Source organism: Curtobacterium sp. NPDC090223, from assembly GCF_044746585.1.
Lineage (GTDB): Bacteria > Actinomycetota > Actinomycetes > Actinomycetales > Microbacteriaceae > Curtobacterium.
Window position 1 is genome coordinate 278,135 of the sequence record NZ_JBIVCN010000003.1, and the last position, 22,047, is coordinate 300,181.

At 70.0% G+C, this 22,047-nt stretch carries 22 protein-coding genes and 1 tRNA gene; 16 read left to right on the top strand and 7 right to left on the bottom strand.

From position 1 onward, the window contains the following. The first annotated feature begins 119 nt into the window (after positions 1-119). The 6 genes from ACIPJY_RS08800 to ACIPJY_RS08825 all read left to right on the top strand — a co-directional run bounded on the left by ACIPJY_RS08800 (position 120) and on the right by ACIPJY_RS08825 (position 3,736). Positions 120-192: transfer RNA gene (locus ACIPJY_RS08800), tRNA-Trp, on the top strand. Between the two features lie 35 nt (positions 193-227). Then, the gene (gene secE / locus ACIPJY_RS08805) at positions 228-491 is read left to right on the top strand and encodes a preprotein translocase subunit SecE (protein ID WP_400462359.1); all 264 of its coding nucleotides are present in this window, start codon (positions 228-230) and stop codon (positions 489-491) included. Positions 492-635: 144 nt separating this feature from the next. Next, positions 636-1,688 carry a transcription termination/antitermination protein NusG gene (nusG, locus tag ACIPJY_RS08810; protein WP_400462097.1) on the top strand — a complete coding sequence of 351 codons (1,053 nt, stop codon included), beginning with the start codon at positions 636-638 and terminating at the stop codon, positions 1,686-1,688. A gap of 141 nt (positions 1,689-1,829) precedes the next feature. Beyond that, entirely contained in the window at positions 1,830-2,261 is a 432-nt protein-coding gene (gene rplK, locus ACIPJY_RS08815; protein ID WP_144763451.1) for a 50S ribosomal protein L11, read from the top strand. Between the two features lie 88 nt (positions 2,262-2,349). Next, positions 2,350-3,039 carry a 50S ribosomal protein L1 gene (rplA, locus tag ACIPJY_RS08820; protein ID WP_400462101.1) on the top strand — a complete coding sequence of 230 codons (690 nt, stop codon included), beginning with the start codon at positions 2,350-2,352 and terminating at the stop codon, positions 3,037-3,039. Between the two features lie 82 nt (positions 3,040-3,121). Beyond that, on the top strand, positions 3,122-3,736 hold the full coding sequence (locus ACIPJY_RS08825) for a Pr6Pr family membrane protein (protein WP_400462104.1): 615 nt from the start codon (positions 3,122-3,124) through the stop codon (positions 3,734-3,736). A gap of 298 nt (positions 3,737-4,034) precedes the next feature. On the opposite strand, the gene ACIPJY_RS08830 is transcribed toward ACIPJY_RS08825, so the two are convergent. Then, positions 4,035-4,634 carry a YqaJ viral recombinase family protein gene (locus tag ACIPJY_RS08830; RefSeq protein WP_400462362.1) on the bottom strand — a complete coding sequence of 200 codons (600 nt, stop codon included), beginning with the start codon at positions 4,632-4,634 and terminating at the stop codon, positions 4,035-4,037. 123 nt (positions 4,635-4,757) lie between these two features. Then, positions 4,758-5,969, bottom strand: coding sequence for an ROK family protein (locus ACIPJY_RS08835; RefSeq protein WP_185017393.1), 1,212 nt, complete (start codon positions 5,967-5,969; stop codon positions 4,758-4,760). Positions 5,970-6,111: 142 nt separating this feature from the next. Here ACIPJY_RS08835 and ACIPJY_RS08840 point away from each other — a divergent pair, with 142 nt between their 5' ends. The 6 genes from ACIPJY_RS08840 (at position 6,112) to ACIPJY_RS08865 (ending at position 12,490) form a co-directional block, all read left to right on the top strand. Then, a complete protein-coding gene (locus ACIPJY_RS08840) occupies positions 6,112-6,858 on the top strand; it encodes a sugar phosphate isomerase/epimerase family protein (protein ID WP_400462107.1) in 747 nt (248 codons plus the stop codon). Next, the gene (locus ACIPJY_RS08845) at positions 6,855-8,000 is read left to right on the top strand and encodes a Gfo/Idh/MocA family protein (RefSeq protein ID WP_400462110.1); all 1,146 of its coding nucleotides are present in this window, start codon (positions 6,855-6,857) and stop codon (positions 7,998-8,000) included. Before ACIPJY_RS08840 ends, ACIPJY_RS08845 begins: the two co-directional genes overlap by 4 nt. 138 nt (positions 8,001-8,138) lie before the next feature. Next, a complete protein-coding gene (locus ACIPJY_RS08850) occupies positions 8,139-9,440 on the top strand; it encodes an ABC transporter substrate-binding protein (RefSeq protein WP_400462113.1) in 1,302 nt (433 codons plus the stop codon). 125 nt (positions 9,441-9,565) lie between these two features. Beyond that, positions 9,566-10,561: a carbohydrate ABC transporter permease gene (locus ACIPJY_RS08855; RefSeq protein WP_400462116.1), complete on the top strand. Its 996-nt coding sequence runs from the start codon at positions 9,566-9,568 to the stop codon at positions 10,559-10,561. After that, on the top strand, positions 10,554-11,393 hold the full coding sequence (locus tag ACIPJY_RS08860; protein WP_400462119.1) for a carbohydrate ABC transporter permease: 840 nt from the start codon (positions 10,554-10,556) through the stop codon (positions 11,391-11,393). The genes ACIPJY_RS08855 and ACIPJY_RS08860 overlap by 8 nt, the downstream gene beginning before the upstream one ends. 170 nt (positions 11,394-11,563) lie before the next feature. Next, the gene (locus tag ACIPJY_RS08865; protein WP_400462122.1) at positions 11,564-12,490 is read left to right on the top strand and encodes a TolB family protein; all 927 of its coding nucleotides are present in this window, start codon (positions 11,564-11,566) and stop codon (positions 12,488-12,490) included. 64 nt (positions 12,491-12,554) lie between these two features. Here the strand turns inward: ACIPJY_RS08865 and ACIPJY_RS08870 are convergent, their stop codons facing one another. From ACIPJY_RS08870 to ACIPJY_RS08890, 5 genes are all read right to left on the bottom strand, one after another. After that, positions 12,555-13,229 (bottom strand): ABC transporter ATP-binding protein, encoded by a 675-nt coding sequence (locus ACIPJY_RS08870; RefSeq protein WP_400462364.1) that lies wholly within the window; start codon positions 13,227-13,229, stop codon positions 12,555-12,557. Between the two features lie 101 nt (positions 13,230-13,330). Next, positions 13,331-14,884, bottom strand: coding sequence for an ABC transporter permease (locus tag ACIPJY_RS08875; RefSeq protein ID WP_400462123.1), 1,554 nt, complete (start codon positions 14,882-14,884; stop codon positions 13,331-13,333). 136 nt (positions 14,885-15,020) lie between these two features. Then, positions 15,021-15,740, bottom strand: a complete 720-nt coding sequence (locus ACIPJY_RS08880) for a glycosyltransferase (RefSeq protein ID WP_400462126.1) — start codon at positions 15,738-15,740, stop codon at positions 15,021-15,023. Next, positions 15,737-17,098, bottom strand: coding sequence for a PIG-L family deacetylase (locus ACIPJY_RS08885; protein WP_400462129.1), 1,362 nt, complete (start codon positions 17,096-17,098; stop codon positions 15,737-15,739). Before ACIPJY_RS08885 ends, ACIPJY_RS08880 begins: the two co-directional genes overlap by 4 nt. Next, the gene (locus ACIPJY_RS08890; RefSeq protein ID WP_400462132.1) at positions 17,095-18,129 is read right to left on the bottom strand and encodes an acyl-CoA dehydrogenase; all 1,035 of its coding nucleotides are present in this window, start codon (positions 18,127-18,129) and stop codon (positions 17,095-17,097) included. The genes ACIPJY_RS08885 and ACIPJY_RS08890 overlap by 4 nt, the downstream gene beginning before the upstream one ends. 105 nt (positions 18,130-18,234) lie before the next feature. Here ACIPJY_RS08890 and ACIPJY_RS08895 point away from each other — a divergent pair, with 105 nt between their 5' ends. The 4 genes from ACIPJY_RS08895 (at position 18,235) to rplL (ending at position 21,689) form a co-directional block, all read left to right on the top strand. Beyond that, entirely contained in the window at positions 18,235-18,975 is a 741-nt protein-coding gene (locus tag ACIPJY_RS08895) for a response regulator transcription factor (RefSeq protein WP_400462135.1), read from the top strand. 14 nt (positions 18,976-18,989) lie between these two features. Further along, positions 18,990-20,471 (top strand): sensor histidine kinase, encoded by a 1,482-nt coding sequence (locus tag ACIPJY_RS08900; protein ID WP_400462138.1) that lies wholly within the window; start codon positions 18,990-18,992, stop codon positions 20,469-20,471. A 267-nt stretch (positions 20,472-20,738) separates the two neighbouring features. Next, positions 20,739-21,254 (top strand): 50S ribosomal protein L10, encoded by a 516-nt coding sequence (rplJ, locus tag ACIPJY_RS08905; protein WP_123655473.1) that lies wholly within the window; start codon positions 20,739-20,741, stop codon positions 21,252-21,254. Positions 21,255-21,305: 51 nt separating this feature from the next. Next, positions 21,306-21,689 carry a 50S ribosomal protein L7/L12 gene (gene rplL / locus ACIPJY_RS08910; protein ID WP_123655472.1) on the top strand — a complete coding sequence of 128 codons (384 nt, stop codon included), beginning with the start codon at positions 21,306-21,308 and terminating at the stop codon, positions 21,687-21,689. Positions 21,690-22,047 lie beyond the last annotated feature (358 nt).

A 22,047-nucleotide genomic window follows, 5' to 3' on the forward strand; every position in this document is an offset into this window, starting at 1 on the left:
GCGGCACGCCGGAGCACCCCTCAAGTGGACACCGTGTGACGCACTCCCGTACACTCGTCTGCGGTGGTCACGGCCCGCTGGTAGCGGAACCGTGCCACACGGAAGGTCTCTCCTTCCGAAGGGCGGTGGCTCAATTGGTAGAGCAGCGGTCTCCAAAACCGCAGGTTGCAGGTTCGAGTCCTGTCCGCCCTGCAACTCTGGAAGGGTAGAAGTTGGCGAGCAAAGACATGGAGACGACGGCGGATGACGTCGTCGCCAAGGCGAAGCAGGACCGGGCCGGGCGCCGCGGTCCCTTCGCTGCCATCGCCCTGTTCATCCGCCAGGTGATCGGCGAACTGCGCAAGGTCGTGACGCCGACCCGCAAGGAGCTCTTCAGCTACACCGGCGTCGTCCTGGTGTTCGTCGTCGTGATGATGATCCTCGTGTCGGTGCTCGACTTCGTGTTCGGCCTCGGCGTCGGCTACGTCTTCGGCAACGGCCCGACCGCCTGATCGGGTCAGCCACCCGACCACCACTGGCAGGCCGCCCGGTTCACCTCCGGCGCAGATCGAAGATCCCGCCGACGGACCGTGCACGTACAGTCACCAGGGCCGAACGCCAACCCGATCCGCACCACCGAACGGAAAGAACCGACAGTGTCTGACAACTCCCGCGACGACATCGACCTCGCGACCGCTGCAGAGCAGTCCTCCGAGGTGGAAGAGAACCAGGAAGGCGACGTCGAGACGGGCGAGCTCCGTTCGGCCGAGTCCGCTGAAGAGCGTGCGATCGAGATCGAGGACGAGGACGACGAGTCCCTCGGCCTGAGCGCCGAGCCGGACGACGGTGACGTCGACGGCATCGACGAGACGCTGACCGCCCTCGCCGAGTCCCGTGACGCCGAAGCCGACGCCGTCGTCGACGACGCCCTCGAGATCGACACCGCCGACGAGGCCGAGGCCGCCGTCGAGGCCGTCGAGGACGAAGAAGAGTCCGAGCTCGAAGACGAGACCGCCGCCGAGGCGAACGCCACGATCGCCGCCGACGAGGCAGCGGACGCGCTCGAGGACGACGCCGAGGCCGAAGAGGCCGAGGTGGACCCGTACGAGGCCTTCAAGGCCGAGCTGCGGATGAAGCCGGGCAAGTGGTACGTCATCCACTCCTACGCCGGCTTCGAGCGCCGCGTGAAGTCGAACATCGAGAACCGCATGGTCTCGATGTCGATGGAGGACTACATCTACCAGGTCGAGGTCCCGATGGAGGACGTCGTCGAGATCAAGAACGGTCAGCGCAAGCTCGTGACGCGCGTCCGGATCCCCGGCTACGTGCTCGTCCGCCTCGACCTCAACGAGGACTCGTGGTCCGTCGTCCGGCACACCCCGGGTGTCACCGGCTTCGTCGGCAACGCGCACAACCCCACGCCGCTCCGCTTCGACGAGGCGTTCGGCATGCTGAAGTCCCTCGTCCAGGTCGCCGAGGCAGCCCCCACGAAGGGCGGCAAGTCCGGTGGCCAGACGCAGGCCCAGCCCGCCGCCGAGGTCGACTTCGAGGTCGGCGAGACGATCACCATCAAGGAGGGCTCGTTCGCGGGTCTGCCTGGTTCGATCTCCGAGATCAAGCCCGAGAGCGGCAAGCTCACGGTCCTCGTCTCGCTCTTCGAGCGCGAGACCCCGGTCGAGCTCAGCTTCGACCAGGTCACCAAGCTGTAGCGCTCCGGAGAGATCGACTACACTTATCGAGTTTGGGTCCGAACGCCTCGTGCGTCGGGCTCGTCACCGCGAGTCGGATCCGCCGGCCACGCGGGAGAGTGCACGGGTCCCCGTGCGTTCGACACCAGGAGGAAACACAACATGGCACCGAAGAAGAAGGTCACGGGCCTGATCAAGCTGCAGATCAACGCGGGAGCCGCCAACCCGGCCCCGCCGATCGGTCCGGCGCTCGGTCAGCACGGCGTGAACATCATGGAGTTCTGCAAGGCGTACAACGCCGCGACCGAGTCGCAGCGCGGCAACGTCGTCCCGGTGGAGATCACCGTCTACGAGGACCGTTCGTTCACGTTCGTCCTCAAGACCCCGCCGGCCGCTGAGCTCATCAAGAAGGCTGCGGGTGTGCAGAAGGGGTCCTCGACCCCGCACACGGTCAAGGTCGCGAAGATCTCGATGGACCAGGTCCGTCAGATCGCCGAGACCAAGCAGGCCGACCTGAACGCCAACGACATCGACCAGGCCGCGAAGATCATCGCCGGCACTGCTCGTTCGATGGGCATCACGGTCGAGGCGTAGGCCTCACCCCGTTCAGGTACACACCCCAAACCCTTCCGTGGGAGAGCCTCGCCGGCTCGCCAACCACGTATCTCGCAAGGAGACCACCATGGCGAAGAAGTCCAAGGCCTACCAGGCCGCGGCCGCGAAGATCGAGGCCGACAAGTTCTACACCCCGACCGAGGCCGTCGCCCTGGCCAAGGAGACCGGCTCTGCGAAGACCGACTCCACGGTCGAGGTCGCGCTGAAGCTCGGCGTCGACCCCCGCAAGGCGGACCAGATGGTCCGTGGCACCGTCATCCTGCCGCACGGCACCGGCAAGACCTCCCGCGTCATCGTCTTCGCGACGGGTGCCGCTGCTGAGGCCGCCATCGCCGCCGGCGCCGACGAGGTCGGTGGCGACGAGCTCATCGCGAAGGTCGCCGAGGGCTACACCTCGTTCGACTCCGCGGTCTCGACCCCGGAGCTCATGGGCAAGGTCGGTCGTCTCGGCAAGGTGCTCGGCCCGCGTGGCCTCATGCCGAACCCGAAGACCGGCACCGTGACCCCGAACGTCGCGCAGGCCGTCAACGACATCAAGGGCGGCAAGATCGAGTTCCGCGTCGACAAGCACGCCAACGTGCACTTCGTCGTCGGCAAGGCCTCGTTCACCCCGGAGCAGCTCGACGAGAACATCACGACCGCGCTCGAGGAGATCAACCGCCTCAAGCCGTCCGCCTCGAAGGGCCGTTACGTCATGAAGGGTGCCGTCTCGACGACCTTCGGACCGGGCATCCCGCTCGACGTCAACAGCATCTGAGTCACTGACCCAGTGAGAAGGCCCCGCACCGGTTCGGTGCGGGGCCTTCTGCGTACGACGCGCGTCCCGGTAGCGTTGCATCGTGCGCACCCTGGTCAACGCCCTGCGGCTCATCGCCGTGATCGCCGTCGCCGCCGCGATCGTCGCGCAGTTCCTGCGGAGCGTCGAGAGTCCCGATTACAACGTCTTCAACTTCTTCGGGTACTTCACGATCCAGTCGAACGTGATCATCGCGGTGGCGTTCGCGGTCACGCTCGTCACCGCAGCCCGGCGGAAGCGCCAGGGCCTCGGCCTCTCGGTGTTCCGGGGCGCCGCGACCGTGTACATCGCCACGACCGGCATCGTCTACAACACGCTCCTGGTCAACGCGGCGCTCGACAACTCCTTCACCGTGCAGTGGTCGAACGACGTCCTGCACAAGGTCCTGCCGGTGTACGCCGTCCTCGACTGGCTCCTGTTCTCGGATCGCGCGAAGCTCCTGCTGCGCCACGTCTGGTGGTTCCTGATCTACCCCGCGGTCTGGCTCGTCGTGATCCTGGTCCGCGGAGCGACCGACGGGTGGGTGCCGTACCCGTTCCTCGACCCGGCGCAGGGCTACGGCGTCGTGGCGCTGTACTCGTTCGGGGTCGCGGTGTTCATCGCGCTGATGGGCGTCCTGGTGGTCGGGATGAGCCGGCTCCGGCTCGTCAAGGTCTGACCCGTACCCCCGGGGAACCGGCGGAGCCCCGTCGGGTCCGGGGCTCCGCCGACCCGGGTGCAGTCCGCACCGTCCCCCTGGACGCGGGATGCACCCGACCGTGGCGTCCGATGGGCGAAGCGCTCCGTTGCGCTCCGGGACACCACGGGTCGACCGGCCGAGAACGGATCAGGAGCCTCGGCCAGCGTCGACCATGCACGACGAACGGGTCGAGGAGCATGGAGCGATGACGGCGGCCGGGGTCCGGGGCTGCTGTGGACGTCAGCATACGACCAGCGGGCGCGCTGGTCCAGAGGTACTACGAACGGGCGCTGCGGAGCCGGTCGAGCACCATGTCGGCGAGGGTGATGAGTCCCCGGATCTGGTCGTCGTCGCGATCGATCCACCGGCACTCGGGCTCATCGGCGATCGGCACGAAGTCGTCGTGGTGCTCCCAGACGAACAGGGTGCGCTCGGCGCCGAGGACGTACTGCTGCCACCAGATCTGCCGGAGGTAGTGCCGGGGGACCCGCTTCCACCCGTTCGACGTGGTCTTGATCTCGGCCAGGAGGAGCCGCCCGTCGCGGTCCTGTCCGACGCCGTCCGGTGTCGCGAGGTGGGCGCGGTTCGCGGCCGCGTGGAACAGGTGCGCCGAGGGCTGGATGCCGTGCGTGGCGGCCACCCAGGCGGCGATCACGGGCTCGCGGTCCTTGCCGTGCTCGGTGTACGCGTTGCCGGAGAACCGCGAGCCGTAGCGCTTGTCGGTGACGACGGCGTCGACCGCACGGAGTGACGCGAGCCGGGCGACGTCGGTCGCCGTGATGCCCGCGGCGCGGGCGCGGAGCCACGCGACGCGGTCCGAGGAATGCGCGACGATCCGCTCGGTGTGGCCGCGCAGGGCGGTGAACGAGTCGTGCACGACGGTGACGGACGTCGTGGAGCCGGGCACGGCCTCCAGGCTGTCGCCCCACAGGGTGGGCTGCACGATCGTCACCCGACGATTCTCACCCCGACCACCGTCAGGACCGAAACCGGCGCGCGGTCAGGAGACCAGCTCGCGGCCCTCGGCGAACGCCACGAGTTCGTCGACCCCGGCGGGGGAGAGCGCGTAGCCGATGGCGAGCGCGGCGGCGCCCTGCAGTGCGGCGATGCCCCCGGCCCGGGACGGCGCGATCACGAGGTGCTCGGTGGCGAGGGGCATCGACCGGGAGTACACGACCTCTCGGACGCCGGCGAGCAGGTGCTCCCCGGCCTGCGTCATCGACCCGCCGAGCACGATCACCGACGGGTTGATGAGGGAGATGCAGGTCGCGAGGACCTCGCCGATGTCCCGACCCGCCTGGCGCACGGCACCGATCGCGTCGAGATCCGAGCGGTTGACGAGCTCGATGACGTCGGCACTCGTGTGCACGTCGTGCCCCCGCGCGCGGAGCGCTCGGGCGATCGCCGGGCCGGACGCGACCGCCTCGAGGCAGCCGGTGTTGCCGCAGTGGCAGGGCATGTCGCCGGCGCGGGAGACCCGGACGTGCCCGATGTCGCCCGCGGTGCCCTGCGCGCCGCGCTGGAGCGTGCCGTCGGACACGATCCCGGAGCCGATGCCGGTCGCGACCTTGACGAAGAGCAGGTGGTCGACGTCCGGCCACCCGTGCTCCCGCTCGCCGAGCGCGGCGATGTTGACGTCGTTGTCGAGCAGCACGTGGGCCTGGATGTGCTGCCGGAGCCACGCCGGTACGTCGAAGCCGTCCCAGCCGGGCATGATCGGCGGGTTCGCCGGACGCCCGGTGGAGAACTCGACCGGGCCGGGGACCCCGATGCCGATGGCGATGACGTCGTCGCGGGCACGGCCGACCTCGTCGAGGAGCTCGTCGATGGCCTGGACGAGCCAGGTGAGCGTCGGCACCGGGCCGGCCGCGATGTCGATGCGTGCCTCGCGGGTGGCGAGCGGTGCGGCGACCAGGTCGGTGACCGCGACGCGACCGTGGGATGCGCCGAGGTCGGCGGCGATCACCAGGCGCGACGTCGGGCGCAGGGCGACCTGCGCCGGCGGGCGGCCTCCGGTGGACGCCGCCGTCTGGACCGGACCGACCAGTCCGACCTCGCTCAGGGCGTCGAGGCGCACGCCGATCGTCGAGCGTGCTGCCCCCGTCAGTGCGGCGAGTTCTGCCCGGGTCCGCGGCACGCCGTCGCGGAGGATCTGGAAGAGCTCGCTCGTCCCGACCGGAGGCGACGCTGCCGTCCGTGTCAAGTCGACCATGGAGGGAGTGAAACACACATCGAACGAGGCGCGCAACGAAGTCCGTCGAAGATTTGCGGACTTCTGCTTGACCGCCGACAGAAGTGCTCGTAGTGTGACGCTCGGTCGACGTCGACCACACCACTCGATGAGGAGAACACTGGTGACCCAACCGCTTTCGGTCCAGCTCTACACGGTCCGCGACGCGCTCAGTGCCGATCTGCCCGGCACCCTGCAGCGCATCGCCGGCATCGGGTTCACGAACGTCGAGCTCTTCGGCTACGTGGACCGCGCCGACGAGTACGCAGCCGCCCTGAAGGACGCCGGCCTCGCCGCGCCGAGCGGTCACGCCCGGCTGCTCGACGCCGGGGAGCAGGACCTCGAGCGCATCTTCCACGCCACCGCGACGATCGGCACCCAGACGCTGATCGACCCGCACATCGACGAGGCCCGCTGGACCACCCGCGAGGACGTCGAGGCCATCGCCCGCGAACTCAGCGCACTGGCGCCGCGTGCGGCCGACCACGGGCTCACCCTCGGCTACCACAACCACGCGTTCGAGTTCTCGAACCGCATCGACGGCGTGAGCGCCTACGAGGTGTTCGCCGGCGCCCTCTCCGACGACGTCGTGCTCGAGCTCGACACCTACTGGGCGAAGGTCGGCGGCGACGACCCGGTGGCCGTCATCGAGCAGCTCGGCGACAAGGTCCAGTTCCTGCACGTCAAGGACGGCGACGGCTCGCACGACGACAAGAAGCAGGTCGCGGTCGGCAACGGCATCATGCCGATCCGCGAGATCATCGCGGCGGCGCCGAACGCACTGCACGTGATCGAGCTCGACGACCACGAGGGTGACGTGTTCCAGGCCGTCGCCGACTCCTACACCTTCCTGCAGGGAGCGAACGCATGACCGACACCGCCGTGACCACTGCGGTCAAGAAGTCCACCAAGACCGGACCGGTCGGCGTCGGCGTCATCGGCGCCGGGGTCATCTCCGACCAGTACCTCGGCAACCTCACCGTCTTCCCGGACGTCGAGGTCCGCTTCATCGCCGACATCGACGAGCCCCGCGCCGCCGCCCAGGCGTCCAAGTGGGGCGTGCCCCGCTCGGGTTCGGTCGCGGAGCTCCTGGCCGACGACGACATCGAGATCGTCGTCAACCTGACCATCCCGGCCGCGCACGTCGAGGTCGCGCTGCAGGCCATCGCCGCCGGCAAGCACGTCTGGGGCGAGAAGCCCTACGCCCTCGACCGCGAGAGCGCCGCGCAGCTCCGTGACGCAGCGGCCGCCGCCGGCCTGACGGTCTCCGTCGCCCCGGACACGTTCCTCGGCGCCGGCCTGCAGACCGCGCTCCGCACCATCCGCGACGGCCGCATCGGCGCACCGCTGAACGGTCTGACGCTCTTCCAGAGCCCCGGCCCGGAGTCGTGGCACCCGAGCCCCGAGTTCCTCTTCGTACACGGCGCGGGACCGCTGTTCGACATCGGCCCGTACTACATCACGACCCTCGTGCAGGTGTTCGGCCCGGTGGCGAAGGTCACGGCGACCTCGTCGAAGTCGCGTGCGACGCGCACGATCGGCTCCGGCCCGAAGGCGGGCACGGAGTTCCCGGTCGAGGTCCCGACGAACCACTCGGCCCTCATCGAGTTCGAGAACGGCGGGAGCGCCCAGAGCGTGTTCTCGTTCGAGTCCGACCGCGGCCGGACCGGCGTCGTCGAGATCGCCGGCGAGACCGGGACCGTCGTGTTCCCGGACCCGAACAACTTCGACGGCGACACCGAGCTGTACGCGCTCGGCGCTGACGAGCCCGAGACGATCGCGGCCGTCGGCTCCACCTACTCGCGCGGCACCGGCGTGGTCGACCTGGCCCGCTCGCTCCGTGCGGGCGAGACGAACCGGGTTCCCGGGGCGCTCGCCTTCCACGCTCTCGACGTGATGGTCTCCATCGCGGAGAGCGCCGAACGTGGCGAGGCGGTGCTCGTTGCGAGCACCGTGTCGCCCTCCCCGACCCTCGACGAGGGCTGGGACCCCGCGGAGCAGACCCTGGTCTGACCCGTGGACCCCGCGGGGCAGACCCTGGTCTGGCCCGCGGGTCCCGCGGAGCAGACCCTGGTCTGACCCGCACACCACACAGCAAGTACCCGAAGCACCACCCACTGCACCATCTCAACGACGAGAAAGTAGAGAGTCATGCGCACTGCCATCCGCGCACTGGCCATCACCGCGGCCGCGGCACTCACCGTGACCGGCCTCGCAGCCTGCTCCTCCGGGTCGTCCGGTTCCTCCGGCGACTCCAAGACGCTCACCTACTGGGCGTCGAACCAGGGCACGTCCCTCCAGAACGACAAGGAGGTGCTGACCCCCGTCCTCAAGAAGTTCACCAAGGAGACCGGGATCAAGGTCGACCTCCAGGTCATCGGCTGGAACGACCTGCAGACGAAGATCCAGACCGCCGTCACCTCGGGCCAGGGCCCGGACGTGGTCAACATCGGCAACACCTGGGCCACCTCGCTCCAGGCGACCGGTGCGTTCCAGGAGTTCGGCTCCTCCGAGATGAAGGCGATCGGCGGCGCCGACAAGTTCGGCAAGGTCGCGCTCTCCACCGGTGGCGCCCCCGGCAAGACCGTCACCAGCGTCCCGCTCTACGGCCTCGCCTACGGCCTGTACTACAACAAGCAGATGTTCAAGGACGCCGGCATCGAAGCCCCCACCACGTGGGAGGACCTCACCGCCGACGCCAAGAAGCTGACCACCGGCGGCAAGTACGGCTTCACCATCGCGGGTGGCTCGTACACCGAGAACGCGCACTTCGCGTTCATCAACGCCGCGCAGAACGGTGGCGAGTGGTTCAACAAGAAGGGTGACCCGACGTTCACCTCGAAGGCGAACGTCGACGGCATCAAGCGCTACCTCGACCTGATGCAGACCGACAAGGTCGTCAACACGTCGAACGCGCAGTACGACAACGGCACGCAGGCGGTCTCGGACTTCGCGAACAAGAAGGCCGCGATGATGCTGACGCAGAACAACGCGAACGCGACCATCACCTCGAACGGCATGTCCGCTGACGACTTCGGCGTCGTGCCCTTCCCCGCCCCGACCGGCGCGAAGGACATCGCGAGCTTCCCGGCCGGCATCAACCTGTCGATCTTCAAGAACACGAAGAACAAGGACGGCGCGCTCAAGTTCGTCAAGTACATGACGAGCGCCGACACGCAGGCCACGCTCGACAAGCCGTACTCGGCGCTGCCGGTGCTCGCCTCCGCTGCCGACTCGGTCACCGACGAGCAGACGAAGACGTTCCTCGACATCTACAACAACAAGGCAGAGCCGCTGCCGCTGGTCCCCGCTGAGGACCAGTTCGAGTCCACCGTCGGCAAGGCGATGAACGACATGTTCGCCAAGATCGCCACCGGCGGCACCATCTCGGACAGCGACATCAAGTCCGCGCTCCAGACCGCCCAGGACCAGGTGTCCCAGGCGAACGGCTGATCCAGCCCAGCCTGGAGGCCCGGGTCGCGTCCGCAGGACGCGTCCCGGGCCTCCGCCCCCAGCTCCACAGCCGCTGCCACGGCTGCACAGCACCCGAAACCACCTGAAGCCGAAAGGCCCTGCCCATGTCCACGACGGTCCTGCCTGACTCCGAGGCCCCCGACCTGACGCACACGAAGGCGCCGACACTGTCGGGTCCGCCGCCCCGTGGGAAGCGGAAGGTCCAGTGGCTGCCCTACGCCCTCGTCGGGCCCGCCATCCTCTTCGAGCTCCTGATCCACATCGTGCCGATGCTCACCGGCATCTGGATCAGCTTCGTCCAGCTCACCAAGTACTTCATCGCGAACTGGGGCGCGGCGCCGTTCGCCGGCCTGCACAACTACGCGGTGGCCGTCGACTTCAACCAGGCGATCGGCAAGGGTCTCCTGAACTCGTTCCTCATCACCTGCGCCTTCACGGTGCTCGTGGTCGGGCTCTCGTGGGGCTTCGGCATGATGGCCGCGGTCGCGCTGCAGAAGCCGTTCAAGGGTCGCGGTCTGTTCCGCACCCTGTTCCTGGTGCCCTACGCGCTGCCGATGTACGCCGGCGTCATCACGTGGAAGTTCATGTTCCAGCGTGACTCGGGTGCCATCAACCACATCCTCGTGGACCAGCTGCACCTGTTCAACGGCACCGGGCCGTTCTGGCTCATCGGGAACAACGCCTTCGTGGCCGTCGTCGTCGTGGCGATCTGGAAGACATGGCCCTTCGCGTTCCTCATGTTGATGGCCGGCCTGCAGTCGGTTCCGTCCGACGTGTACGAGGCCGCCTCGGTCGACGGCGCGAAGCCGTTCCGTCAGTGGCGCTCGATCACGCTGCCGATGGTCCGTCCGGTCAACGTCACCCTGGTGCTCGTGATGTTCCTCTGGACCTTCAACGACTTCAACACGCCGTACGTCCTCTTCGGCTCGACGGCCCAGCCCCCGGCGGCCGACCTGCTCAGCTTCCACATCTACAACGCGTCGTTCATCACCTGGAACTTCGGTTCCGGTGCCGCGATGAGCGTGCTGCTGCTCCTCTTCCTGCTCGTCGTCACCGGCATCTACCTCGCCGTGACCAACCGGAGGTCCGTCCGTGCGTGAAACAGTGGGCGCAAAGTCCTTCAAGGTCATCGTCCTGGCACTCCTGACCGTCTTCACGGTCGTGCCGCTCTACGTGATGATCACCACGGCCATCAAGCCGCTCGGTGACGTGCAGAACGACTTCACGTGGATCCCGACCAACATCACGTTCCAGCCGTTCATCGACATGTGGTCGACGGTCCCGCTGGGGCAGTACTTCATCAACTCGCTCGTGGTCTGCACCGTCGCCACGGTGTTCTCGCTGATCATCGCGACGTTCGCCGCCTACGCGGTGTCGCGCTGGAACTTCAAGGGCAAGAGCACCTTCACGACCGCGGTGCTCTCCACCCAGATGTTCCCCGGCGTGCTGTTCCTGCTCCCGTTGTTCCTCATCTTCACGAACCTCGGGAACTCGCTCGGCATCCAGCTCGTCGGCAGCTGGACCGGCCTGATCATCACGTACCTGACGTTCACGCTCCCGTTCTCGATCTGGATGCTCGCGGGCTACTTCGAGACCATCCCGCGCGAGCTCGACGAGGCCGCGATGGTCGACGGCTCGGGCCCGATGGGTGCACTGTTCCGGATCATCCTGCCGTCGGCCCGTCCGGGTCTGGTGGCGGTCGGGATCTACTCGTTCATGACCGCGTGGGGTGAGGTCCTCTTCGCCTCGGTGATGACGAACGGCAACGGGCAGACGCTCGCGGTCGGTCTGCAGCAGTACTCCACGCAGACGAACGTGTACTGGAACCAGATCATGGCGGCGTCGCTCGTCGTGTCGATCCCCGTCGTGATCGCGTTCCTCGTGGTCCAGCGGCAGTTCGTCGCCGGCCTGACCGCCGGCGCGGTGAAGTAGCCGCCGGCGCCGATCGGACCCGCACAACGAAAGACGGTCCGCACCACGGTTTCCCGTGGCGCGGACCGTCTTCCGTTGTGCGACGCCACGCCGAACCGGACGCGCACCGCGGACGCGCACCGCGGCGCGCACCGCGGCGCGAACCGCGCCCCGCACGACAGGATGGACGCATGACAGACGTACGAGGGCGGCAACTGCTGCCCGGACAGACCAGCCGCGTGCACGTGTACGACGTCGCGTCGCGCTCCGCCAGGCTCGTGTTCGAGTCCGGCACGGTGCTCGTCGAGGCGCCGAACGTCCTCGACGCCGACACTCTGGTGCTGAACGCCGACGGGGACCTCTGGCTGCTGCGGCTCCCGGAACCGGGCACCGTGCTCGACGAGACCGCGCTCGAGCGGGTGCCGATGCCCGGCGTGCCCGAGATCAACAACGACCACGTGCTCGACCCGTCCGGCGACTCCGTCGTGGTCAGCGGCCGGGACGGCGACCTGTACCGCGTCCCGCTGCCGGCCGGGGGAGCGGCGGCGACCCTCACCAACACGACGACCGCGCTGCCGGTCGTCCGCAAGTTCTACCTGCACGGCATCGCCCCCGACGGGTCCTCGCTCGCGGCGATCGTGGGGGAGCTGACCGAGGACGGCACGTGGACCACGGACGTCGCACTGGTCGACCCCGCCACCGGCGACCCGACGTTCCTGACCCGTGACGAGTACCCGGACGACGGCGTCTCGTTCGCCGGGGACCTGCTCGTGTGGAACTCCGAGCGCTTCACCCCGGGCACCGCGCAGCTCGTGTCACTGTGGCCCGGTGCGACCGACCCCGTGCGGATCACGAACGACGACCGGGTGAACTGGTTCCCGCACGTCTCGCCGGACGGCGCCCACCTGCTGTACCTGTCGTACGAGCCCGGCGTCCAGGGGCACCCGGCCGACCACCGTGTGGAGCTCCGGCTGCTCCCGGGCACCCTGGTGCGCGGCGCCCGGATCGCGGTGCAGCCCGAGACCCTCGTCACGCTCGACGGCGGCCAGGGCACCGTCAACGTGCCGCCGTGGGCGCCGGACTCGTCGTGGTTCGCGTACTGCGACTACCCCGCCTGAACGCCGGAACGACAACTGCGCAGCCGGGGGACTGCGCAGTTGTCGTTCCAGTGAGGTGCTGCGGCTAGACCTCGCGCACCTGCCCCTGCTTGATGTGCAGGCGACGCTCGGCGCGCTTCGCGACCCAGGAGTCGTGCGTGACGATGACGACCGTCAGGCCGCGGTCCTTCCACTGCCGCTCGATGAGCCCCATGATCTCGTCGCGGGTGCCCTCGTCGAGCGCGCCGGTCGGCTCGTCCGCGAGCAGCACGCTCGGGTTCTTCACCAGCGCACGCGCGATCGCCACGCGCTGCTGCTGCCCGCCGGACAGCTCCGCGGGGAGGTGGTCGAGCCGCTCACCGAGCCCCACCTCCTGCAGGGCGTCGGTGGCACGCTGGCGGATCTCCGTCCGGGAGCGGTTCGCCAGCGACCCGGCGAACGCGGTCTCCACGTTCTCCAGCGCGGTCAGGGTCGGGATGAGGTTGAAGCTCTGGAAGACGAAGCCGATCTCCGTCGCCCGCAGGTCCGTCAACGCTCGGTCGCCGAGCTTCGCCACGTCGCGGTCGCCGAGGGCGACCGACCCCGCGCTCGGCCGGTCCAGGGCGCCGAGCATCTGGAGCAGCGTGGACTTCCCGCCGCCCGTCGGCCCCTGGATCGCGACGAGCTGGCCCTGCGGGATGGTCAGGTCGACGTTCGTCAGGGCGGTGACGGTGCGGTTCTTCTGCTTGTACGTCTTGCTGACGTTCGTCAGCCGGTACATCGGGACGGAGGCTCGGCTCGCCTCGTCGGAAGCGGCTGCGGTCTCGGTGGTGGTCACGGTTGCTCCTGTCGTCGGTTCGGTCGCGTCGGTCTCGGTGGACATCAGGCCACGCTCCGCAGGGCTTCGGCCGGGCGCAGACGCGAGGCTCGCCAGCCGCCGAGGGCGCCCGCGATGAGGCCGCCGAGGATCGCCAGACCGATCGCCAGGAGGATCACCTCGACGGTCACGGGGGCGTGCAGGACGACGTCCGTGGTCGACGCGGTGCTCGCACCGCCGCCACCGAACCCGCCGGCCGGGGCGCCGCCGGTCGTGCCGGTCCCGGCTGCCGCCGTCGCCGCGCCGCCCGGCATCCCGCCGCCGGTGCCGCCGGCTCCACCACCGGTCGTCGAGCTGGCGCTCGCCGAGATCGTCGGGGAGATGACGTTGACCACGAGGATGCCGATGAGGCCGGCGGCCGCGCCGATCACACCGCCGATGAGACCCTGCACGAGGGACTCGCCGGCGACCTGCCGGGTGATGCGGCCGTTCGACCAGCCGATCGCCTTGAGGGTGCCGAACTCACGGGTGCGCCGGGTGACGCCGGAGATCGTGAAGAGGATCGCGATGAGGAACGCCGCCGCGAGGACCAGGATCGAGAGCCAGGTGCCGAGGTTCGAGACCAGGCTCGACGCGGTCGAGAGCGAACCGGAGACGCTCGAGGCGAGGTCCGACTCCGTGGAGACCGTGGCGCTGGTGAGCTTCGCCTGCAGCGCGGACTTGAGCGTGCTGACGTCCGAGGACGACTCCGCGGACACGTAGATCGAGGTGACCTTGCCGTCGAGGTCCGCGAGGGCCTGGGCGGTGTCGAGCGGGACGTACGTGTTCGAGCCGGTGGTCGACGCCGAGCCGGTCGAGGCGACGATCCCGATCACGGTGAACTTCGTTCCACCGATCTCGAGGGTGTCGCCGACGGCCTTCGACTCGCTCTTCGCGTAGGCCGAGTCGAGCACCACGACGTCCTTCCCCGCGTCGGCGGACGTGAACGTGCGGCCCTTCGTGATCTCGGTGCTCGTCAGCGGACCGACGGTGTCCCCGGTGACCGGGATGCCGGTCACGGTGAAGGAGTCCACGTTGAACGAGCCGCCGCCGAAGCCGCTGCCGCCGGTGCCGCCGCTCGGCGGGCCCTGCTGCGTGGAGGTGCCCGAGTCGGTCGAGCCGCTGTCGCTGGAGCTGCTGTCGCTCGAGCTCGAACCCTGCTGCACGGAGCCGGAGAACGTGCTGTTCTCGAGGGTGAGGACACCGGTCGCGGCCTTCACGCCCGAGGTGTTCGTGACGGTCTTCACGTTGGCGGCGGTGAGGGTGCTCGTGCCACGCGTGACGGCGAGCCGCGACTGCGACAGGTTGGTGCTCCCCGAGGAGCCCGACGAGCTCTGGCCGCCGAAGTCGAAGCTCGGCCGTCCGGTGCTCGACGACGTCGGCGTCTCGGTCTTCGAGACCGTGATGTCGGTGCCGACGCCGTAGACGGACTGCAGCACGCTCGACTGCGCCGACTTCACACCGCTGGAGATCGAGGACACGATGACGACGAGGGCGATGGCGAGCGCCATGCCGATCGCGATGATGACGGTCTGCTTCTTGCGGTTCGTGAGTTCGCGCCTGAGGTAGGTCAGGAACATGGTTCTCCTCGGTGGTGGGCCGGCACACAGGTCACCGGCCGCGCATCGGGAGCGCGGCGGGGCCGACCCAGGAGAAGTTAGGCAGCGCGGTTATGGGCGTCCCCTCGCGTTCCTATGAGGTCGCTAAGGGCGGTGGTCAGGAGGCGTCGCCGTAGCTCCGGCGCAGGTGTTCGGCGTAGCCACCGGGGGTGCGCCCGGCGAAGCGCCCGCTCGTCACCACGGGCAGCTCGGTCGTCGCGTCCACCCGGAGCCCGAGCGCGCGCGCCCGTTCGACCAGGCGGACGTCCTCGTGCTCGGGGACGGGGTCGAACCCGCCGAGGGCGACGTACGCCGTGGCGAGCACCCCGAGGTTCGCACCGTGCACGTGCCCGAGGGTCGCGCCGGGCGGGTGCGCCGTGGTCCACCGTGCCAGGACGACCGGGTCGAGGTCGTCCGGATCCGGGACGACGGCACCGACGAGGACGTGCGCCCCGGCGGCGAGGGCGTCCGCCTGCTGCACGAGCCACTCCGGCGCGACCCGCGAGTCGGCGTCGGTGTGGGCGAGCCACCGTGTGTGCGGGGGCTGGTCGGGCGTGGCCCGGAGCGCGTGTGCGACGCCGAGCGACCGTGCCCGTCCGACCCCGACGCGCGGGGTCTCGAGGGCGTCGACCGGGTACGTGCGGACGATCCGGGCGGTGTCGTCCGCGCAGCCGTCCAGGACCACGGTGACGCCGACCTCCACGTCCGCGACGCCCGCCGCGCGACGGTCGGCGCGGAGGTGGTCGGCGGCGGCGAGCACCGCGTCGAGGCAGTCGGCGATGCGGTCTTCCTCGTCGTGGGCGGGGATGACGACGTCGATGCGCTGACGGGCGGTCACCGGACGAGCCCCTCGGCGCGGGCGACCGAGGTGACGCCGGGACCGGGCAGGACGCTCAGCACGAAGTCCGCTTCGACGTGGCGGACGAGCGCGGGCCGTGGCCACCGTTCGGCGAGCCGGGCGTCGACGGTGTCACCGCTCGAGACGGCTTCGTCGTCGGGGTGTCGCCAGTGGCAGGCCACGAGGACCCCGTCGTCGGCGATCGAGTCGAGCACCCGGTCGATCGTGCGGTCGAGGTCCTCGGCGGACAGGTAGTACCCGACCTCGGACAGCACGACCAGGTCCCACTCGCCCGCCGGCCAGTCGTCCGGCAGTGCGGCCTGCAGGAACCGGGCTGCCGGGGCGCGCACCCGTGCCCGTTCGAGCGGGGCTGCGGCGATGTCGGTGCCCAGGACGTCGTCGGCGCGCTCGGTGAGCGCCGCGGTCAGCACGCCGGTGGCGCAGCCGATCTCGAGCGCTGCGCGGTACCGCTCGCGGGGCAGGGCCGCGAGGGTGACGGCGCGCTTCCGGCGCTCGTACCAGGAGCCGTCGAAGTCCCACCCCTCGGGCTTCCTGGCGTAGTGCGCGTCGAAGGACTCGCGGGAGCGCGACCGCTGCCCGGCGAAGTACCACTCGACGGCGCGGAGGTGGTGCGCCGCGTGCCGCTCGTCGACGATCGCCTCGTCGCCCGGTGCCGGGGAGAGCGGCAGGACCTGCGAGCGGTACGCCGCCAGGGCGGCCCGCTTCCGGTCCAGGGCATCGGCCGGCAGCTCGAGTGCCTGCGCCGTGTCCCACGGGGCGGCCGGAGCGGACGGGGCGTCCCAGTGCCACGCCCAGATCGGGTAGGAGAGCAGGTCGACCTCGGTGCGTCCCGCGGCGACCGCCTCGGCGACCTCGCCGGCGACCCGGTGGTCGCGGTGGCCGTCCCCGCGCCACGGTGCGACCAGGAGCGTCCGGCCGCCGGACGTCGCGGCGATGGCGTCGAGTCGGGCGACGAGGGCGTCCCGGAGGGTGTCCGGCTGCTCGCGGAGCCCGACGTCCGGCACACCGAGCGACCCCGCGGTGACGTCCGGGTGCAGTGCGAGCAGGGCGTCGCGGAACTCGCCGGCGCGGACCGCGGCGAGTTCGTCCGGCGTGGTGGTGGGCGAGTCCGGGTGCGACCCCTCGCCGAGGGTGACGAGCACGACGTGCACGGGGATCCCGGCGGCGGCCGCGGTCGCGATCAGTCCGCCGGCACCGAGCGTCTCGTCGTCGGGGTGCGGTGCGACGACGACGACCGCGGCGACCCCGTCCAGGTCGACGGCGCCGGGGGAGCGCGCGTCGAGGAACGCCGTCCAGTCCGCCGGGTCGGTCCCCGGCTGCCGGTGGTCGAAGCTCACCACGCGACACCGCCGCGCTCGAGGACCATCCGCCCGATGCGGGCGAGGTCCCGGTCGCCGTGGTCCTGCAGCACGTACAGCTCCAGGTCCGCGACGCGGGCGGCGACGGCGGCGTCCGAGGTCAGCGGCGCCGGGCCGAGCGCGCCGACCACCCGCGTCCGCACGGTGTCCACCGCGCGGCGCACCCGGGAGCGGACGACCTGCGCGAGCAGGGCCCAGTCCGCGTCGTCGTCGGCGTGGTGGGGGTCGTCGATCCGGGCCGTGGCGCCGGCGAGCGCGTCCTCGGCGTCGGCGAGGTCCGCGACGACCGCACCGAGCGCCACCCGGAGCAGTTCGGCATCCGGGTGCGCGGCGGTGTGGTCGCGGAGGACCCGGGCGAGTCCGACGGCGCCGCCCCACCAGCACGCGGACACACCGATCCCGCCCCATGCGAAGCCCGGTCGGGTGAGGTACCAGCCGGGATCGCCGACCGGCGTCGCCCGGACCCGGTCGAAGTCCACCGGGCCGCTCGGCACGTCCGGCATGCCCCTGGCGACCCAGGCCTCGTCGTGCGTCGTGACCCCGTCCTGCCGCAGGTCCACCGCGACGAGCTGCCGGTCGTCCCCGCGGTGTGCGGTGACCAGTGCGTGCGAGAGCGAGGACGCGAGCGAGCACCACGGCTTCGTCCCGTCGAGCACCACGGCGTCCGTGCCGCTCTCGACGGCGGTCAGCCGTGTCCCCGGCGCCTCCGCGGCGAACACGCCCCAGGTCGATCCCTCGGGGACGTCGACGCCGGCCTGCGCCAGGATCCCGAGCGCGTCGAGGTGCGGTTCGACGGTCCGGGCGAGCGCGACGTCCGCCGCGGCGATCGCCGCGAGCGTGACGAACACCGGGCCGGCCGTGCCCGCGGACAGGGGCGGGACGGTGGACGCGACCGACCGCGCGAACGCGAGCCGGTCCGCCGGGGCCGCGCCGGTCCTCCCGGCCGTCGCCGTGAGGAGGGCGGCGTCGACGCGGCCTGCGTCGGCCGGCCAAGCGGTGGATCGGATCATCCTGCCAACCTACGGATGCGTTCCCGAGACGGCTGACCGATCATCCACAGACCGCGGAGTGGGTCTCCACAGACCGCTCATAGGAAACTCTCGATACTCGAAGACGTGACCATCTCCCAGCCTGCAGCAGCTCCGCGCCTCACGCGTGCCGACGGTTCCCCGTTGCGCATCCTCGTCGTCGACGACGAGGCCAGCCTCACCGACCTCCTCTCGATGGCGCTCCGGTACGAGGGCTGGGACGTCACGAGCGCGAACGGCGGGCAGGACGCCCTGGCGAAGGCGCGGGAGTTCAAGCCGGACGCGATGGTGCTCGACGTGATGATGCCGGATCTCGACGGCCTGCAGGTCCTCAGCAGGCTCCGGCAGAACAACGACGACACCCCGGTGCTGTTCCTCACCGCGAAGGACTCCGTCGAGGACCGCGTCACCGGTCTCACCGCGGGCGGCGACGACTACGTCACGAAGCCGTTCTCGCTCGAAGAGGTCGTCGCGCGGCTGCGCGGGCTGATCCGCCGTTCGCAGATCTCCGTCTCCGAGGCCGGTGACTCCCGCATCGTCGTGGGTGACCTGGTGCTCGACGAGGAGTCGTACGAGGTGTCCCGCGCCGGTCGTCCGATCGAGCTGACCGCCACCGAGTTCGAGCTCCTCCGGTTCCTGATGCGGAACCCGCGTCGCGTGCTGTCGAAGGCGCAGATCCTCGACCGCGTGTGGTCGTACGACTTCGGTGGCAAGTCCAGCGTCGTCGAGATCTACATCTCCTACCTGCGCAAGAAGATCGACGCGGGGGAGACCCCGATGATCCACACCGTGCGCGGTGTCGGGTACGTCATCAAGCCCACGTCCTGAGACCTCCCCGTTCCATGACACTGCGCCGCCGGCTCGTCCTGAGCATCGTCGCCCTCGTCGTCGCCGTCAGTGCGGTGATCGGCGCGGGCAGCATCGTCGCGCTCTTCTCGATCCAGCGCTCGGCGATCGACGAGCAGCTGCAGTACGCGACCAGTCGTGCCCAGCGCTCCGTCGAGCAGCAGGGCGGCAACGGGCCCGGGCTCGACATCGGCCGGCCGTCGGGCCAGGCATCCGGCACGCTGACGGTCTACTTCCTCAACGGGAACGCCGTCGTCGGGAGCGTCCTGGACAACGACGGCGACATCGAGCGCCTGTCCGCGACCGTCGTCCAACCGCTCGGCGGGGTCGCGGTCGACAAGCTGCCGCACACGATCGACCTGGGCGGCGACCTCGGCCGCTACCGGGTCACCGCTGCGACCGTCGGCCCCGCGGTGCTCGTCGTCGGCCTGCCGATGGCCCCGGTCTACGAGAGCGTCTGGAAGCTGCTCGGGGTCGTGCTCGTCGTCACCGGGCTCGCGCTCCTCGTGGCGTCGCTCGTCGCCGCGGTCGTCGTCCGCCGGTCGCTGCGCCCGCTCGACCGCGTCGCCGAGACCGCGTCCACCGTCGCCCGGATGCCGCTCGACCGCAGCGACGCGCTCGACGACGTCCGCGTGCCCGATGCCGATCCACGGACCGAGGTCGGCCGGGTCGGCACCGCGTTCAACCGCATGCTCGGGCACATCGCCGGCGCGATGCAGGCCAGGGAGCGCTCCGAGCAGAAGGTCCGGCAGTTCGTGGCCGATGCATCGCACGAGCTCCGCACCCCGCTCGCGTCCGTCCGCGGGTACGCCGAGCTGACCCGTCGGATGGGCGGTGACCTGCCGCCGGACGTCGTCTACGCCATGAGCCGCATCGAGTCGGAGTCGCTGCGCATGACGAGCATGGTCGAGGACCTGCTGCTCCTGGCCCGGCTCGACGAGGGCCGGGAGATCCAGTTCGACGACGTCGACCTGACCGGGCTGGTGTTCGACGCGGTGAACGACGCGCACGCCGCGTCCCCGGAGCACCCGATCGAGGTCGACGTGCCCGACACCCCGGTGGTCGTCCTCGGCGATGCCGCACGCCTACACCAGGTGATCGTGAACCTCGTGACGAACGCCAGGACGCACACGCCGGACGGCACCCGCATCACCGTGGGGCTCGCTCCCGCGGGCGACGGCGTCGACCTGACGGTCCGGGACACCGGGCAGGGGATCGACCCCGAGTTCCTGCCGAAGCTGTTCGAGCGGTTCGCCCGGGCCGACAGCTCGCGGTCGCGGAGCGCCGGGTCGACGGGCCTCGGGCTCGCGATCGTCGACGCGGTCGTGCAGGCCCACGGCGGGTCGGTCGCGGTGGCGAGCGAGCCGGGGGACACCGTGTTCACGGTGCACCTGCCGGCTGCGCCGGCCGAGTCGCCGGAGGCGGCGCAGGCCGCCGACTGGTCGGTGACCCCCGCCGTGGCGGACACGACCGCCTGACGGACAGGAGGCCCGGTGCCAGCTGGCACCGGGCCTCCCGTCCGCCGTTTGGCCGGGTCCACGGCATCTGCTACAGTTCTCGAAGCCAAAGACCGCCGGTTTGCTGCTGTGCTCGCACAGCAGTCGAAGGTCCTCCACCACGAGGCAGCCCGCGCAGGTGTTCCGAACCACTCCATCCGCTTGCGGGGGAGCTGCTCCGAGCCTCTGCGCCGGAGCTTTTTTCGTGTGTGGGACCTGGGGCTGCCGGCAAGACCCCCAAGGAGAACCATGGCGAACAAGGAAGCTGCGGTCGCCGAGCTCACGGAGTCCTTCCGTAGCTCGAACGCCGTTCTGCTCACCGAGTACCGCGGTCTCACGGTCGCGCAGCTCAAGGAGCTCCGCAACTCGATCCGTGAGCACGCCACGTACGCCGTGGTGAAGAACACGCTGACCAAGATCGCGGCGAACAACGCCGGCATCTCGTCGTTCGACGACGAGCTCGCCGGTCCGTCCGCTCTCGCCTTCGTCCACGGTGACACCGTCGCCGTCGCGAAGTCGCTGCGTGCATTCGCCAAGGCGAACCCCGAGCTCGTGGTGAAGGGCGGTTACTTCGACGGTAACCCGCTCACCGCGACCGAGGTGGACAAGCTCGCCGACCTCGAATCCCGTGAAGTGCTGCTCGGCAAGCTCGCCGGCGCCTTCAAGGCTTCGCTGTTCGGTGCTGCGTACCTGTTCAACGCACCCCTCTCGCAGGCCGTCCGCACGGTGGACGCCCTCCGCGAGAAGCAGGAGTCCGCGGCCTGACCAGGCACGCGTTCCACAACCACATCACGTACTGAGTAGTAGGAGAAAATCATGGCGAAGCTTTCGCAGGACGAGCTCATCGAGGCCTTCAAGGAGCTCACGCTCATCGAGCTCTCGGACTTCGTGAAGAAGTTCGAAGAGGTCTTCGAGGTCACCGCGGCCGCCCCGGTCGCCGCTGCCGCTCCGGCCGGCGCTGCCGCTCCGGTCGAGGCCGCTGAGGAGAAGACCGAGTTCGACGTCATCCTCAAGTCGGCTGGTGACAAGAAGATCCAGGTCATCAAGGAGGTCCGTGGCCTCACGTCGCTCGGCCTGGGCGAGGCCAAGGCGCTCGTCGAGACCGCCGACGCGAAGATCCTCGAGGGTGCGAACAAGGAGACCGCCGACAAGGCGAAGGCTGCCCTCGAGGCCGCTGGCGCCACGATCGAGCTCGCGTAAGTTCGACCGTTCGGTCACGAAGGCCGCTGCCCCTCGGGGTGGCGGCCTTCGTCGTGTGCGGGCGCTCGGCGCGGGCGCGGGCGGCGGGCGCGGCGGGCGGCGGGGCCCGCTTGCGGCGATTGCGACACCACCCGGGGGTTCGCGCGGCGCTTTCCCCGGCCCGCTGTCGCCCGATGCGTGTGCATCGGTTCGACTGCACGTTGGCGACATCAGGCAGGCGAAAGCGCGGCGCGGATCGTCGTACGGTGTCGCTCGTTCGGCCCGGCGATTCCTCCACACGGGGGCTCGACGCTCGAGTTGTCCACGGATCGGGCTGATCGGAGACCTCGGGCGAGCGGGCCCGCGAGGCTCGGGGCAT